We start from the raw sequence: 14,679 nt of genomic DNA on the forward strand, positions 1-14,679 counted from the left end.
TTAAAAATTGATTTTTTTAAGTTCTATTAAGAAGATTTATAAGGCAATTCATGATATGTTTTTATATGTGGACCAAGAAATAATCGAGTGTATATTCGAATTCCTGCAATTCCAGATACTATAAAACTTGAGGCTATAAAAAAGGCTAATACTATCTGATTACTTTCTACGTGACTAAATATTAAATCCTCACCTATGAAAGTGGTTGTAATTGGAAATCCTGTAACTCCTAAAGCAGCTAATAAGAAGAAGAATGCAAACTTAGGATGTTCATACACATGTCCTAAATATTGGTTTAAGTTCACATTTGCTTCCATTTTTTTCAGTCGAAGTAATGCAAAATAACCCACAACACCAGCAACAACAATTCCTGATAAATAGACTACTAATTCTGAGTAATCTACTTTTTCATTAAATACTATTGCTAATGCAATCCAAAAGTGATTTAAGACAATTAGAATCCATGCAATAAAAGGACTATTTCTTTCTGAAAAAGCTTTAAACACAAATAACAAACCAATAAAAGCAAATAGTTCAGGTAAAATATTAATAATTTGGACAGGCACTATATCATTAAATTCATAAAAGATAACTCCTAAAAGATAAGTAGGTATAAAAATTACAAATAACTTTCTGATGTTTAAAAAATCTAAAGATTTACCTAAAGTTTTTAAAGGTTTCCAAAGTACTAAATTCATGAATTGCTCTAATTTAAACTCTTTTAAACTCAATATATATAAAGCATATTCTAAACGTTTTGGCAATGTATTTTTAATCCCTCTTTCCTTTGGTTGAAAATTGTAAAATTGTTCGCGAATCATGTAACTCACCACAGATGGAGAAACCAATAATTGATACGTTCTTAAAAAAGCATTTCCGGCAAAATGAAACAAGGCTAATGTTTCAAAACCAAGAGCGACTTCAATAAAAATTAATCCAATTTGAGAAATAGAACTATATGCAACCTGGCTTTTAACAGAAGATTGCACTTTAGCCATATAAGCAGCCATGACACTTGTTGTTAAACCCATTAAACCAATGGCAATTCGCATTGAAGTTTGATGTTCCCAAAAAGGAAAAGTTCGCAACATTAAGAAAACTCCTAAATGAACAGAAAGTGAACCATAGAAGATAGCGCTTGAAGGCGTTGGTCCTTCCATAGCTCTTGGTAGCCAAGAAGAAAATGGGATTTGAGCTGATTTTGCAGCTGCAGCTAATGCTAGTGAAAGTGCAATAAAAGTTCCTATTAACGTATGATTTTGTAAATGCTCGTTAACCAATTCGAAATTATTCATCTTCATAAAAGTGATGTTTTCATGAAATAAATGATGACTTGCCCACATGGCTAAGATCATTCCAATATCACCAATTCTATAAATTGAAAATACTTTAAATGCATTTTTAACTGGCAAATAACGTTCTCTATAAAAAGCAATTAACAAGAAAGATGAAATTCCGATGATTTCCCAACCAATGAAAAGTGTTTCAAAATTTCCAGATAATATTGCTAAATTATATCCGAAAAAGAAGAACAAAACGGTATTAAAAAAACGTTTGTATCCTTTTTCTCTGTGTAAATAATAACGGCTATACGTTGTAATCATTGAAGTTAAAAGTGCTCCAATGAATAAATATACTGCTGAAATTTTATCAAAATAAAAATCAATAAAAAACTCGTAATGCTCTGTTTTTAGAAGTGTACCTTCATTTAAGTTTAAATGTTTTGCACCGTCAATCAGCCAAAAAACAATAAATACAATTAAAGCAATCAATTGTATAAAAACAGTTCCAAATGCTACCCAAGAAATTAAAGCTTCTTTTTTTTCTGGCAAGAGTAAACTTATGATAAAACCTACTAAAGGTAGTGCTATAAAAAATATTAATAACTCGTTCATCTTACCTTAATTTAAAATTCCAATTGGAAGGTTATCAATAGTTTCTTCAGCTAATTTTAATTCATCAGTTACGCTAACGATTTCTTGTTGAACTGGTGTGTAAATTTCAAAATCTCCAGCTTGAAAATGGTATAAATCTAAAGTTTCCGGGTGCACTACAACAAGTTTCACCCATTCGTTAATAAACCATTCGTAAGTCGCTGGACTTTTGGTTATAGCGTATTTTACCTTTTCAGGGAAGTGTTCTACAATTACCAATAAACGAAGAGGATCATGTACTTCAATCATTTGGCTAGGTAAACCTGGGCGTAAATCGCCATCAATACCATTTGCAACACCAATTAATCCCATAACATTATGAGGCAATTTGCTTCCTGCACCTAATTTTTGATTGTCAACTCTTGAGAAATAATATTCTAGATTAATACCGCCACCCACAGGAGCAACTGCATTTAAAATTCCAGATAAATAATCTCCTGACGGATCAACAGTATAGTCATAAGAGTTCATGAATGAACGTCTGTCTAAAAACATATGTTTAGACAAGCTTCTTCTTCCCACAATACACATTGCATTAGTAGCATGATTTAATTCTGGACGTGGCTCAAACAATGAAACAGAGCGTCTTTTAATACTTTCATGTACTTTTTTAAGTGATTGAGTAGAGTCTACCGTATCGAATCTCCTAGAACGTTCTTTAGCATTATTCAACAATGCTTCTTCAAATAGAATAACATTTTGTTGGTGTAACATTTTATTGTTTTCTGACAGTGTATCTTCTTGATAAAAAGTAATTTCATCACGAGTAGTATCGTGTAAACCTGGTAAAAATTGCGTTTCATTTGGAATTGAAATTCCTCTTTCCACTAAAATTTTTCTAACCTCAGGATGATTAATAGCAAAACAAGCAACTGTTGCGTTTACCGAACTTGGTCTACCACAACATGCACCACAATCATAACCCGCATAATGCGTGTTATTAACACTTGTGGCACCATGACCTACTAAATATACAATTGAAGCAAAATCATTGACTAAACCATTACTTTTTAATAAACCTTCCACTCTATTGGCCATTTCTTCAACTGTAAAACCAACTTGTAAATTATCAACTCTATCATTAACGTCTTTATTTTCGATATGTAATTTTGACTTTTTATTTAAGTGTTTAAAAGAAGCACTTGTGGCAGGTGTCATTCTTGGCTGAAAAATATTTAAAAACAATTTTAAAGCAGCTGAAAAACCTAACGTTTGAGAAATTATCCACCCAAAAAATAAAGAATGTGAACGCTTATGATAATGTAAATCTTTAGCGTGTTTTTTCTTTCTATGTTCTTCTTTTACTAAAAAAGTAGGCGTCATTGGAGCTGGGCAAAGTTTTGTAAAAAACTTACCATCAACTGGCTGATAGAAAAATTCAAAATTAAAAAAGGCAGCTGTTCCAAAAGTCACAGCATTCTTATCTAAATGTTCAATGTGTCTTCTAAAAGAACATTCTCTATCATCCATACAAAAGAATGCTTGAAAACTTGGCGTAACTTTTTCGTTAGTAGGCTTATGTTGCTTTACCGTTGCTAAAACCTGATCATATAAAGACCACTCAAAAGCCTGCTGCCACAATGACAACACTTCAAAATGTTCATCAGCCGCAACTAATCTAAATAAATCTTGAGGTTCAGATGTAATTCTACTTGCTAATGGAGCCCAATTTTCGCCAAATTTTTTATCTAACGCATCAATTTCAAGAAGTAATTCAAAAATAATCAGCTCTTCTAAAGTAATTGATTTTTTATCTAAAAGAGATGTTGGGTTACTCTCTAAAGTAGCAACCATTCCACTCCAACCTGGATGTGAAAATTGTTGATCAAAAATATACGTTTCGTAAAAACGTTCATCTCCGACTACAACTTTTAAAAGATCTGAAATTGATGCTTTTTCTTCTAGTAATTTTTTTGCTCTTTTAGAGCTAAAAAAACCAGAAAAACTCGTCTGTTCTAATTCTCGAATAGAAGTCAAAAAACCTTTATCATGAATTGGAAAAGACCAAATAGCAATACCTTGATCTAAATAACCACAAAGCACTCTAAACAAAGTACTATGAGTTGATTTATCTAAATTTACAGAGTATTGTTCTTTCCAATTAGAACGAAGACTTCCAATTCTTGGATTTATAGATTCATCATATAGAGTATTAAGCATTTTATCTAGCCATAAATCTAAATTTTCGTTTCCTTTATTTTTAACGATTATTTGATTCAAGATTTCAGAATTTATTTCTTTTTTATGGAAGCGCTTTCTAAAAACCTCTATAGATAAATAAGTTTTATACCCAAATACTTGTGATGCTTGATGCAATGCTTCAAAAAAGTGTTTGTCTTGGAAAGCATGCAATGTATTGTGATGCACAAAGTCTTTCAACGGGTTTTGTGCAGGTAAATAATGTTTTAAGTGATGAAGAACATGTTGTACATCAAAACTTGAGTGAGAATTATTCATTGTGTAAATGAAATAAAATTAATACATAGGTGATTTATTTATGTTTTGAAAACACAAATAAGTATTCGAAAAAACATTCGATTATGTATTAAGAAAGGTGTAATTTCCAATTACAAAACAAATCATAAAGCGGTACCTTCTGATTGGTTTTAAATTGGTGAAGAAATAAAAAGTGTCTTTCTTTTTCTAAAACTGATTCTAAAAAATTCGAATAAATAGTTGGAATAGGTCCCCATTTTAGCTCAAATTCAAGCTCAGCTTCTATTTCAGAAAAAATAATTTCAACCTCATCAAGACTTGTGAAATTACAGACATTTAAATTTTTATGATGATGATCTTCTTGATGAAAGAAAACTTCATCTAGAAACGAATTTTGCTCTACATTTATTTTTGCAAAACCAGAAGTAACCAACAATAAAATTGCCAGTAATGGAAGTGTAAAAATAGTTTTTTTTAATGTATAGTTTGGGTAACTCAAAACTGTTTCAAATTTTGAACAAATGTATATTTAATTTAAATACAAAATATATTTTTTAACTAATAATTTAATAAAAAAGCCCTCAAATAAATTGAGGGCTCGTTAATCTATAGTCTTTCATACTTGCAACATCCATGCAAATCTTCATAAACCTCATCTGATGCTTTAATTTTTCCAGCATCGTGTCCTACGCCTGCAATGGCTTTCTGTACATCTTCAACAGTGCATTTTGTTTCGTCAATTATCAAGTGTATGTCTTTATGATCTTCATTCCAATTAGCACTTTTAACTCCTTTTACAGAAAAAGCTGCTTTTTCAATTCTTTTTTCACACATACCGCAATTTCCACCAACTAAAAACTCAACTGATTTATTTTTACTCTTTTTCTCCTGTGCTTGTGTTGTAATTCCAACTAATGAAATCAACATTACTAAAATTATTTTTTTCATATTTATTTAATTTTATTATTGTTATTTAATTTTAAAACGTAATCCTGCGTAATACATTTGTCCAAAAACTGGGCCATAAATCATGCTGCTGTCAAAATACCCACCAAAAGGATTGTCTGCGCTTACAATAGCATTATCTTGTTTATAGTTTCCAATGTTTTCACCTCCTAAATAAACTTCAAACGTACTTGAGAAAGTCCTTGTAATTTGAGCATTAAACACTGCAAACGAAGGAGCGTACTCATCTAATCTATATTGAGGCAAATTGCTCGCTGTATTTGGCAATCTCTGTTTTCCAAGCCAGTTATAAGTAACATCAAATTTCCATTGTTGTCCTTTGTCTTTAATATGTGTTTCAAAAGCTACATTAGTAAAAAAACGATGTTTAGCCTGTAAAGCTCTTTGCATTTGTCCTGTGGCAAATTGCGTTTCTACATCGTAATACTTATAAGCCGATTTAATATTTAAATGCTTAATAGGTTCTATACTAAATTCAGCTTGAAAAGATTTTGCAAAGCTTTTTCCATTTAAGTTAGAAAATACAACTTGCTGTGGGCTAAAGTCTATATCTACAACTGCTTGATTTTGGAAATCGGTTACATAATAATCTAAAGCAATTTCAGAATCTTTACCAAACACTTTGAAGGTCTGACTAAAGCTTAGTCCGTAATTCCAAGCAATTTCAGGGTTTAATCCGTATAATTTTCCATCAGTATTTAAGATTGAAAAACTACGAGATGAAGCAAATAAATTTTGATTTTCGGCAAAAATATTAGCTGCCCTTTTACCTCTTCCCGCTGAAGCTCTAATTACAGCATTTTCCCAAGGATTATATCTAATATGCAAACGAGGTGTTATAAAAGCTCCTAATCTGTTATGATTATCAGCTCTTACACCAGCAACTAAACTAAAGTCATCAAGATTATCGTAAGTATACTCGAAAAATACTCCAACTGAATTATCAATTCTTGAAAAATCTTTCGTGAAATTTAAAGCTACATATTCATCATATGCATCATAGGTAAAATTAACTCCAGTTGTAAATTTGTTTTTTGTATTACTAATTATAGAATTGAATAATAAGTTTGAGTAGTAACTTTTTTGATGAATATTATACTGGTTTAATCCAAAATAAGAGTCTTGTTTGTGTGATTGAAATGAGTTTTGAAAACCAATACTTTGGTAAGGCATATCTGGAAAAACATAACCTGTTTTATTAGAAATTTCAATTCTCTCGGTATTAATTTCACTTCCCCAAGCATTTGTAGTTAGCTTGTCTGTTTCGGGGTTAAAATTTACTTGACCTGATTGTTTGTCGTCTTTCATATAACGCACATTCAAGAAACTTACAATTCCTTTTTCAGCATCGTTATACTGCCAACGATTTAGTATATTAACTTGTTTTCCTATTGGTCCATCTAAGAAACCATCGTCATTCATGTCATTTTTAGAATTTCTAGTATTTCCGTGAACAAATAAAGTAGAACTTAACTTATCTGAATATTTATGATTGAAATGCGTATTCAATTCGTAACGCCCTTCGGTTGAGCCGTAGGCATTTACAAAAAACGGAATATCGTTTGCTGGTTTTAAAATTTCATAATTAATTTGACCCGAAATACTTTCATAACCATTAATTACACTTCCAGCTCCTTTGGTAATTTGAATACTCTCTACCCAAGTTCCTGGCACAAATGACAAACCATAAGCTTGTGATGCTCCACGAACAGAAGGTATATTTTCTTCTGCAATTAAAATATATGGACTTGTTAACCCTAACATTTTAATTTGTTTGTTTCCCGTTACCGCATCTGAAAAATTAACATCAATTGATGGATTAGTTGAAAAACTTTCCGACAAATTACAACAAGCCGCTTTCAGCAACTCTTTTTGTCCCATTTTTTGAACATTAATAGATGATGTATATGAATTTGTAGTACTCTTTACCGTTTTAGAAACTGTAACTTCATTTAAATTAGTTAATGCAACTAATTTTATTACTAATGAAGTAGAAGCTGTAACTTCAATTTTTTGAGTTTTAAATCCAATATAACTTACCAACAAGCTATTTGTATCTGGTGATTTTTTTAGTGTAAACTTTCCATTTTCATCAGAAGTTGTTCCAATAGAAGTTCCTTGCCAAAAGACATTTGCACCCATTAATGGGATATTATCTTCATCTAAAATTGTTCCTTTAATTTCTGAGTTTTGAGCGAATAATGATGACGAAATAAAGAGTAGCAATAATGCTATTTTTTTATACATGAGTATTTAATTTAATGTTTTTGTTTTCGATTGAATCGGAGTTAAAACATTAAATTAAGCGTATAAAACTAGTTGGCAATATAATTTATAAAAAGTTGGCGCATTTGAATCACAATAAAAAGAAACGATTTCTTTTTTGGAAACAAAAACATTATTCTTGCTTAAAGATAATGAAGTATTATGAACGAAGTAAAGTGAGTGAAAATCAATTTTAGAATAATCTGATAAAAAAGTATCATTTTTCTCTTGAGCCTTTATTACTTTATTTGAACAACAATTATCATGTGTTTTTTCAACTTTACAACAAGACTTCTCATCTTTTATACAAATCTCTTCTATTTGAGTAGTAAAAGAGATCCCTGCGATTTTATCTTTACAATAATGCACATTAATAGCTAATCCTAAGTTTGAAAACAGGATTAAGGTTGCTAAAAATAAGATATTAGTTTTTCTAAATTGCATAGTGCAAATGTATAACTATTTGCATAAAAACTTGTTATCGATTCGTTAATTTCTTTTGATAAAAAAATGCAGGAATAAACAAAACCAAAAATACAGGCTGAATTAAAAACCTTCTTATATAAAAAAGAATCATGTAATCAGGTTTTGTAGAATTTAAGTATAAATAAAAAATTATTACTAAAGTTAAACCGATAAATAAATACAAATAAGCTACTAATTTAGCAGTAGCTTTCTCCGAAAACAACTTATAAATGATAAATATTGAAAGCAAAGAATTCAAAGTAAATCTAAATATAAGATTCAATAATAGTTTAGTTGAATCAAAATCAGGCAATGATTTATGAAAGTATTCTGATTTATAAAAAGAGATAAAAGGATCATAGAAAATTTCAGATTCAAAAGCCCTAATAGAAGCTAATAAAAGAAAAGCTATTATAATTAAAAATGTACTTAATTTATTTTTAAACATTACTCTTGTTATTTCCTGAAAATTTCAAAACCCATCCCACCCATAATAAGAAAACCACTCCATAAATAAATAATGGAAATATTGTTCCGTGTAATAATTCTTCATATTGTGGATAGTAATATAACGAATACGTTAAAAGTGCTATTCTTATAATGTTTAAGATATAAATTAAAATAATACCTAGACTAATATATAAGAAAGTTCTTTTTATATTACTCGAGAAAGCAAAAATAAAAGCTGCAAATAAAATAATTACACTCACTGCATTACAACCTTCAATTATTCGAGAAACATATTTGCCTTTGTAAAATATTTTTATAGAAGGTTCAAATTCATGAGCTACGAGTTTACTATCCTGATTAAAAAAAAGTAAAAGATCATTTGTATTGTGCGCTACAAGAGTTGAAATAGAATCTACTTCATTTAACAAAGGATTATATTGATTTAAATATTGCTTATAGATGAAAGTAAAAACTGCATAAAACAGTAAAAACTTAATAAGAAATATAAAAAAAAGTTTATGTTGTAACAATAAAGATTTCAATTCTACTATTTTTAACAAAAATATGTATTTTTTTAAACTATAGATTAAATACTTTTGTAAAAAAAAATTAAAATGAATTCAGCAGCAATATTACAATCTGTAAAAGATATCGTTAATAGCGACTCTACAAGAGATGAAAAATTATTAAATATTTGCAAATTATTAAACGAAAGCATAGATTATTATAATTGGGTTGGTTTTTATTTTGCCAATCATGAAGCTAAAACATTACACCTTGGACCATATGTAGGAGCAGAAACTGATCATACTGTTATCCCATTTGGAAAAGGAATTTGCGGACAAGTTGCTGTTTCAAATGAAAATTTTGTAGTGCCAGATGTGTCTGCACAAGATAATTATATTGCTTGTAGCTTCACGGTGAAGTCAGAAATCGTAGTTCCTTTATTTGTAAACGGAGTAAACATAGGTCAAATAGACATTGACTCTCATGTAATTAACCCTTTTACTGAAGCCGATGAAATTTTGCTACAATCTATAAACCAAGAAGTTGCGAAATTATTCTAAGCATAAAAAATAATTTATATTTTATATTTTATATTTTATAATTATTACTATATTTGCATCCGAATTGTAAAACACAATTCATACATAATAATCATTTAAAATAATATTAGCATGTACTTAAATAAAGAAGTAAAAGCTGAAATCTTCACTAAACACGGAGGAAACGCAACAAACACTGGCTCTGCAGAAGGGCAAATCGCATTATTCACACACAGAATTTCTCATTTAACTGAGCACTTGAAAAGAAATCGTCATGATTACAACACTGAGCGTTCGTTAGTACTTTTAGTAGGAAAAAGAAGAAGTCTTCTTGATTACTTAATTAAGAAAGACATTTTGAGATATCGTGCGATAATCAAAGAATTAAACATCAGAAAATAATAAATATGAGGGGCTTTGTGCCCCTTTTATTTTACATTTTATATTAAAAAAAGTTTGGTTTTTCATTGGAACACAACAACTACAACAACACAACTAGACTGTCGACAGGCAGACAAACCAATGTAAAATTAAAAAGGGAAAATTTATGATTCCACAATTATTTGTAGAAAACATCGATTTAGGTGATGGCAGAAACATCACAATCGAGACAGGACGTCTAGCTAAACAAGCTGATGGCTCTGTAGTAATTAGAACGGGTAACACTGTAATTTTAGGAACAGTAGTTTCATCAAGAAAAGCAAGTCCTGGTATTGATTTTTTACCATTAACGGTAGATTATCGTGAGAAATTTGCAGCCGCAGGTCGTTTTCCTGGAGGTTTTTTTAAAAGAGAAGCACGTCCAAGTGATAGCGAAGTATTAACAATGAGATTAGTTGACCGTGTTTTACGTCCACTTTTCCCAGATGACTACCATGCAGAAGTGCAAGTTATGATTCAATTAATGTCTTATGATGATGACGTTATGCCAGATGCATTAGCAGGATTAGCAGCTTCGGCAGCACTTGCTTTATCTGACATTCCATTTGAAACATTAATATCTGAAGCTAGAGTTGGTCGTATCGACGGAAAATTCATCATCAATCCAAGCCGTGCACAATTAGATTTATCTGACATTGACATGATGATTGGAGCTTCTATGGATTCTATCGCAATGGTAGAAGGTGAAATGAAAGAAATTTCAGAAGCAGAAATGCTTGAAGCAATTAAATTTGCTCACAAACATATTAAAAATCAAATTTCTGCTCAACTACGTTTACAAGCTGCTTTTGGAAAAAAAGAAGTTCGTACTTACGAAGGAGAAAGAGAAGACGAAGCTATTTACGCTAAAGTAAAAGCAGCATCTTACGATAAAATCTACGCTATTGCTAGCAAAGGTTCTTCAAAACAAGAACGCACTGCTGCATTTGACGAAGTTAAAGAGGAAGTTAAAGCATTATTCACAGAAGAAGAGTTGGCAGTAGATGGAGATTTAGTTTCTAAATACTTCAAAAAAACCAACAAAGAAGCTGTTCGTAACGTAACTTTAGATTTAGGAACTCGTTTAGACGGAAGAAAAACTACAGAAATTAGAGATATCTGGTGTGAAGTAGATTATTTACCATCTGTACATGGTTCTGCATTATTTACACGTGGAGAAACTCAAGCATTGGCAACTGCAACTTTAGGAACTTCTAGAGAAGCAAACCAAATTGATTCACCTTCACAACAAGGAGAAGAAAAATTCTATTTGCATTATAACTTCCCTCCTTTTTCAACTGGAGAAGCTCGTCCTTTAAGAGGAACTTCTAGAAGAGAAGTTGGACATGGAAATCTAGCTCAAAGAGCATTAAAAAATATGATTCCTACTGATTGTCCTTATACAATTCGTGTTGTTTCTGAAGTATTAGAATCTAACGGTTCTTCTTCAATGGCAACTGTTTGTGCTGGAACATTATCATTAATGGATGCTGGTATTCAAATGATTCGTCCTGTTTCTGGTATTGCAATGGGGTTAATTACAGATGGAGATCGTTATGCTGTATTGTCTGATATTCTTGGTGATGAAGATCACTTAGGAGATATGGACTTTAAAGTAACTGGAACTTCTGAAGGAATTACAGCTTGTCAAATGGACATTAAAATTGACGGGTTAAAATATGAGATTATGGAAGCAGCATTGGCGCAAGCTCGTGATGGACGTTTACATATTCTTGGTAAATTAATAGAAACTTTAGCTTTACCTAAAGCAGATGTTAAAACTTACGCACCTAAAATCATTACAAGAAGAATTCCTAATGCATTTATTGGAGCATTAATTGGACCTGGAGGAAAAGTAATTCAAGAATTACAAAAAACTACTGGATGTACAATTGTTATCAATGAAGACCCACTTACCGAAGAAGGTGTTATTGAAATCTTAGGAACTGATCCTGCTGGAATTGAAGCAGTATTGGCTAAAATTAAGTCAATCACTTTCAAACCACAAATGAATGAAGCATATGATGTGAAAGTAATCAAAATGCTTGATTTTGGTGCGGTAGTAGAATATCTAGAAGCTCCAGGAAATGAAGTATTACTTCACGTATCTGAGCTTGCATGGGAACGCACAGAAAATGTTACTGATGTTGTGAACATGGGAGATACCTTCCAAGTAAAATACTTAGGTATGGATCCAAAAACTAGAAAAGAAAAAGTATCAAGAAAAGCACTTTTACCTAGACCTCCTAGAGAAGAGAGAGTAATTGAGAAAAAAGAGTAATTTATATTACAATATTAGTTCATATAAAGTCCCATTTCATTAATTTGAAATGGGACTTTTATTTTTAATTTAATTTTAATAAAAATTCGTTATACTTGCACTTGTGACTTTAGGCAAAAAAGGCGCCTAAAAAAAACATTATTTCATGGAAAATAAATTACAAAATTTTAAAGCCAACTTTGGTACTTTACCTGTTTTCTTAACAGCTATTTCAACAATATTAGGAGCAGTAATGTTCTTGCGTTTTGGATATGCTGTAGGTGAAGTTGGTTTTTTAGGAACACTTCTTATTATATTAGTTGGTCATCTTGTTACTATTCCAACAGCAATGGCCTTAGCAGAAATTGCAACCAATCAAAAAGTTGAAGGTGGAGGAGAATATTTTATCATTTCTCGATCATTTGGAGTTAATATTGGAGCGTCTATTGGGCTTGCACTATACTTATCACAAGCTATTAGTGTTGCCTTTTACATCATTGCATTTGCCGAATCATTCGAAGCAATAAAACCATGGGTATTATCTGAATTTGGTTATGAAATTTACGACAACAGACTATTTAGCGTACCTGCTCTTTTATTATTAATAGGTCTTATGGTTACAAAAGGTGCCGATTTAGGAATGAAAGCACTTTATGTAGTAGTTGCAATCTTATTTGTTTCCTTAATTATGTTTTTCTTTGGAACTACTGACTACGCAGCAACTTATGATAGTTCATTATTATTTAGTAACGTAGATTCTAAAAACGGTTTCTTCTTCGTCTTTGCAATTATTTTTCCTGCATTTACAGGTATGACCGCTGGAGTTGGACTTTCAGGAGACTTAAAAGATCCTAAAAAATCTATTCCTATGGGAACATTAGCTGCAACCGTAATTGGAATGGTTATATATGTATTTATTGCTTTAAAACTAGCATATTCTGCCTCACCAGATGATTTGGTTAACGACCAATTAGTAATGAGTAAAATTGCATATTGGGGGCCAATTATCCCATTAGGGCTAGCTGCAGCAACAATTTCTTCAGCATTAGGTTCATTTATGGTAGCTCCAAGAACTTTACAAGCTATAGGTAGTGATAATGTAATACCAAACCAGAAAGTAAATGATTTTGTATCTAAAGGAACGGCAAAAAATAACGAACCAAGAAACGCTACAATAATAACTGCTGTTATTGCAATTGTTTTTGTGATGATGGGAGACGTAAATGCTGTAGCTGAAGTTATTTCGATGTTCTTTATGGTAACTTATGGCTCACTATGTTTAATTTCTTTCATGCAACATTTTGCAGCTGATCCAGCATATAGACCTTCTTTTAAATCTAAATGGTACTTATCATTAATGGGAGCTGTTTTGTGTATTTACTTAATGTTTAAAATAAATGCACTTTACGCAGTAGCTTCAATTTTATTGATGATGGCAATTTATTTCTACATTACTTATAGTAACACTAATAAAAAAGGAATGGCTAATATATTCCAAGGCGTTATCCATCAATTTAGTAGAAACTTACAGGTTTTCCTTCAAAAAACAGATAAAGAAGCAGATGCAGATTACTGGAGACCAGCTGTTTTATGCTTATCGAAAGATAGTTTCGAACGCTTATCAGCTCTAGAAATGATGAAATGGATATCGTATAGATATGGTTTTGGAACTTATATTCATTATGAAAAAGATTATTTCTCTAAACATTCTAAAGAGTTAGCAGATCAGAAACTTGAAAAGTTAATTAAAACTGCAAATACCACTAAGTCAAATGTGTTTTTAGAAACTATCATTTCGCCTTCAAACACAGCTGCAATTGTTCAAGCTATTCAACAACCCGGAATTTCAGGTCATAACAATAACATGATGCTTTTTGAATATAAAAAAGGGACTACAGAATGGCTAGAAGACGTTGTAGACAATTACAGTTTAATTCAAAGTGCAAAATATGATCTTTGTATTCTTGGAACTTCTGACAGAAATTTTGGTTACAAAAATGAAATTCATGTTTGGATAAAGAAAGAGGATTTTGAAAACGCAAACTTAATGATTCTTTTATCTTATATCATATTAGGTCACCCAGACTGGAAAGGAGCAGAAATAAAGATATTTGCTGGTGTTGACAAAGCTAATTTAGAAAGCGAAAAAGCTTATTTAATAGAGTTAACAACAACAGGAAGATTACCAATTTCTCCTAACAATATCATTGTAATTCCAATTGAAGACACAACTGACAAAGTTGAACTAATTAATGAAACTTCAAAACTTGCCGATTTAACTATTCTTGGTTTCCATGAAAGCTCAATCAAAACAAAAGGAATTGAATTGTTTAACAACTACAACAAAATAGGAAATGTTCTATTTGTAAATACTCAAAGTGGTAAACAAATTAAATAATTAAAAACAAAAAGGCTCTGAATTATCAGAGCCTTTTTT

At 30.9% G+C, this 14,679-nt stretch carries 12 protein-coding genes; 4 read left to right on the forward strand and 8 right to left on the reverse strand.

All coding sequences use genetic code 11. The annotated features are described in order from the left end of the window. Nucleotides 1-26: 26 nt before the first annotated feature. The 8 genes from UXY25_RS07060 to xrtF all read right to left on the reverse strand — a co-directional run bounded on the left by UXY25_RS07060 (nt 27) and on the right by xrtF (nt 9,076). Nucleotides 27-1,895 carry a proton-conducting transporter membrane subunit gene (locus UXY25_RS07060; RefSeq protein ID WP_320815301.1) on the reverse strand — a complete coding sequence of 623 codons (1,869 nt, stop codon included), beginning with the start codon at nt 1,893-1,895 and terminating at the stop codon, nt 27-29. A gap of 6 nt (nt 1,896-1,901) precedes the next feature. Beyond that, nucleotides 1,902-4,391: a DUF2309 domain-containing protein gene (locus UXY25_RS07065; RefSeq protein WP_320815302.1), complete on the reverse strand. Its 2,490-nt coding sequence runs from the start codon at nt 4,389-4,391 to the stop codon at nt 1,902-1,904. A gap of 88 nt (nt 4,392-4,479) precedes the next feature. Beyond that, nucleotides 4,480-4,869: a hypothetical protein gene (locus tag UXY25_RS07070; protein WP_320815303.1), complete on the reverse strand. Its 390-nt coding sequence runs from the start codon at nt 4,867-4,869 to the stop codon at nt 4,480-4,482. Nucleotides 4,870-4,976: 107 nt separating this feature from the next. Continuing rightward, on the reverse strand, nt 4,977-5,318 hold the full coding sequence (locus UXY25_RS07075) for a heavy-metal-associated domain-containing protein (RefSeq protein WP_320815304.1): 342 nt from the start codon (nt 5,316-5,318) through the stop codon (nt 4,977-4,979). A gap of 21 nt (nt 5,319-5,339) precedes the next feature. Continuing rightward, on the reverse strand, nt 5,340-7,583 hold the full coding sequence (locus UXY25_RS07080) for a TonB-dependent receptor (RefSeq protein WP_320815305.1): 2,244 nt from the start codon (nt 7,581-7,583) through the stop codon (nt 5,340-5,342). A gap of 54 nt (nt 7,584-7,637) precedes the next feature. After that, on the reverse strand, nt 7,638-8,045 hold the full coding sequence (locus UXY25_RS07085) for an HYC_CC_PP family protein (protein WP_320815306.1): 408 nt from the start codon (nt 8,043-8,045) through the stop codon (nt 7,638-7,640). Between the two features lie 34 nt (nt 8,046-8,079). Next, entirely contained in the window at nt 8,080-8,526 is a 447-nt protein-coding gene (locus tag UXY25_RS07090) for an exosortase F system-associated membrane protein (protein ID WP_414601375.1), read from the reverse strand. Then, entirely contained in the window at nt 8,507-9,076 is a 570-nt protein-coding gene (xrtF, locus tag UXY25_RS07095) for an exosortase family protein XrtF (protein ID WP_320815308.1), read from the reverse strand. Before xrtF ends, UXY25_RS07090 begins: the two co-directional genes overlap by 20 nt. Nucleotides 9,077-9,130: 54 nt before the next feature. Between xrtF and UXY25_RS07100 the strand changes: the two genes are divergently transcribed. The 4 genes from UXY25_RS07100 (at nt 9,131) to UXY25_RS07115 (ending at nt 14,640) form a co-directional block, all read left to right on the forward strand. Beyond that, a complete protein-coding gene (locus tag UXY25_RS07100; RefSeq protein WP_320815309.1) occupies nt 9,131-9,583 on the forward strand; it encodes a GAF domain-containing protein in 453 nt (150 codons plus the stop codon). A gap of 111 nt (nt 9,584-9,694) precedes the next feature. Next, a complete protein-coding gene (gene rpsO / locus UXY25_RS07105) occupies nt 9,695-9,964 on the forward strand; it encodes a 30S ribosomal protein S15 (protein WP_320815310.1) in 270 nt (89 codons plus the stop codon). A gap of 145 nt (nt 9,965-10,109) precedes the next feature. After that, nucleotides 10,110-12,263 carry a polyribonucleotide nucleotidyltransferase gene (locus UXY25_RS07110; protein WP_320815311.1) on the forward strand — a complete coding sequence of 718 codons (2,154 nt, stop codon included), beginning with the start codon at nt 10,110-10,112 and terminating at the stop codon, nt 12,261-12,263. Nucleotides 12,264-12,408: 145 nt separating this feature from the next. Further along, complete coding sequence (locus tag UXY25_RS07115; RefSeq protein ID WP_320815312.1) at nt 12,409-14,640, forward strand: amino acid permease; 2,232 nt, start codon at nt 12,409-12,411, stop codon at nt 14,638-14,640. The last annotated feature ends 39 nt before the right edge of the window (nt 14,641-14,679 follow it).

Origin of the sequence: Flavobacterium sp. (assembly GCF_034111225.1) — a bacterium.
Taxonomy (GTDB): Bacteria; Bacteroidota; Bacteroidia; order Flavobacteriales; family Flavobacteriaceae; genus Flavobacterium.

Excerpts from the sequence above, each read along its gene's own strand:
- UXY25_RS07060 (WP_320815301.1), bottom strand. The coding sequence starts at position 1,895 with ATGAACGAGTTATTAATATTTTTTATAGCACTACCTTTAGTAGGTTTT.
- UXY25_RS07115 (WP_320815312.1), top strand. The coding sequence starts at position 12,409 with ATGGAAAATAAATTACAAAATTTTAAAGCCAACTTTGGTACTTTACCT.
- UXY25_RS07110 (WP_320815311.1), top strand. The coding sequence starts at position 10,110 with ATGATTCCACAATTATTTGTAGAAAACATCGATTTAGGTGATGGCAGA.
- rpsO (WP_320815310.1), top strand. The coding sequence starts at position 9,695 with ATGTACTTAAATAAAGAAGTAAAAGCTGAAATCTTCACTAAACACGGA.
- UXY25_RS07075 (WP_320815304.1), bottom strand. The coding sequence starts at position 5,318 with ATGAAAAAAATAATTTTAGTAATGTTGATTTCATTAGTTGGAATTACA.
- UXY25_RS07100 (WP_320815309.1), top strand. The coding sequence starts at position 9,131 with ATGAATTCAGCAGCAATATTACAATCTGTAAAAGATATCGTTAATAGC.
- UXY25_RS07085 (WP_320815306.1), bottom strand. The coding sequence starts at position 8,045 with ATGCAATTTAGAAAAACTAATATCTTATTTTTAGCAACCTTAATCCTG.
- UXY25_RS07065 (WP_320815302.1), bottom strand. The coding sequence starts at position 4,391 with ATGAATAATTCTCACTCAAGTTTTGATGTACAACATGTTCTTCATCAC.
- UXY25_RS07080 (WP_320815305.1), bottom strand. The coding sequence starts at position 7,583 with ATGTATAAAAAAATAGCATTATTGCTACTCTTTATTTCGTCATCATTA.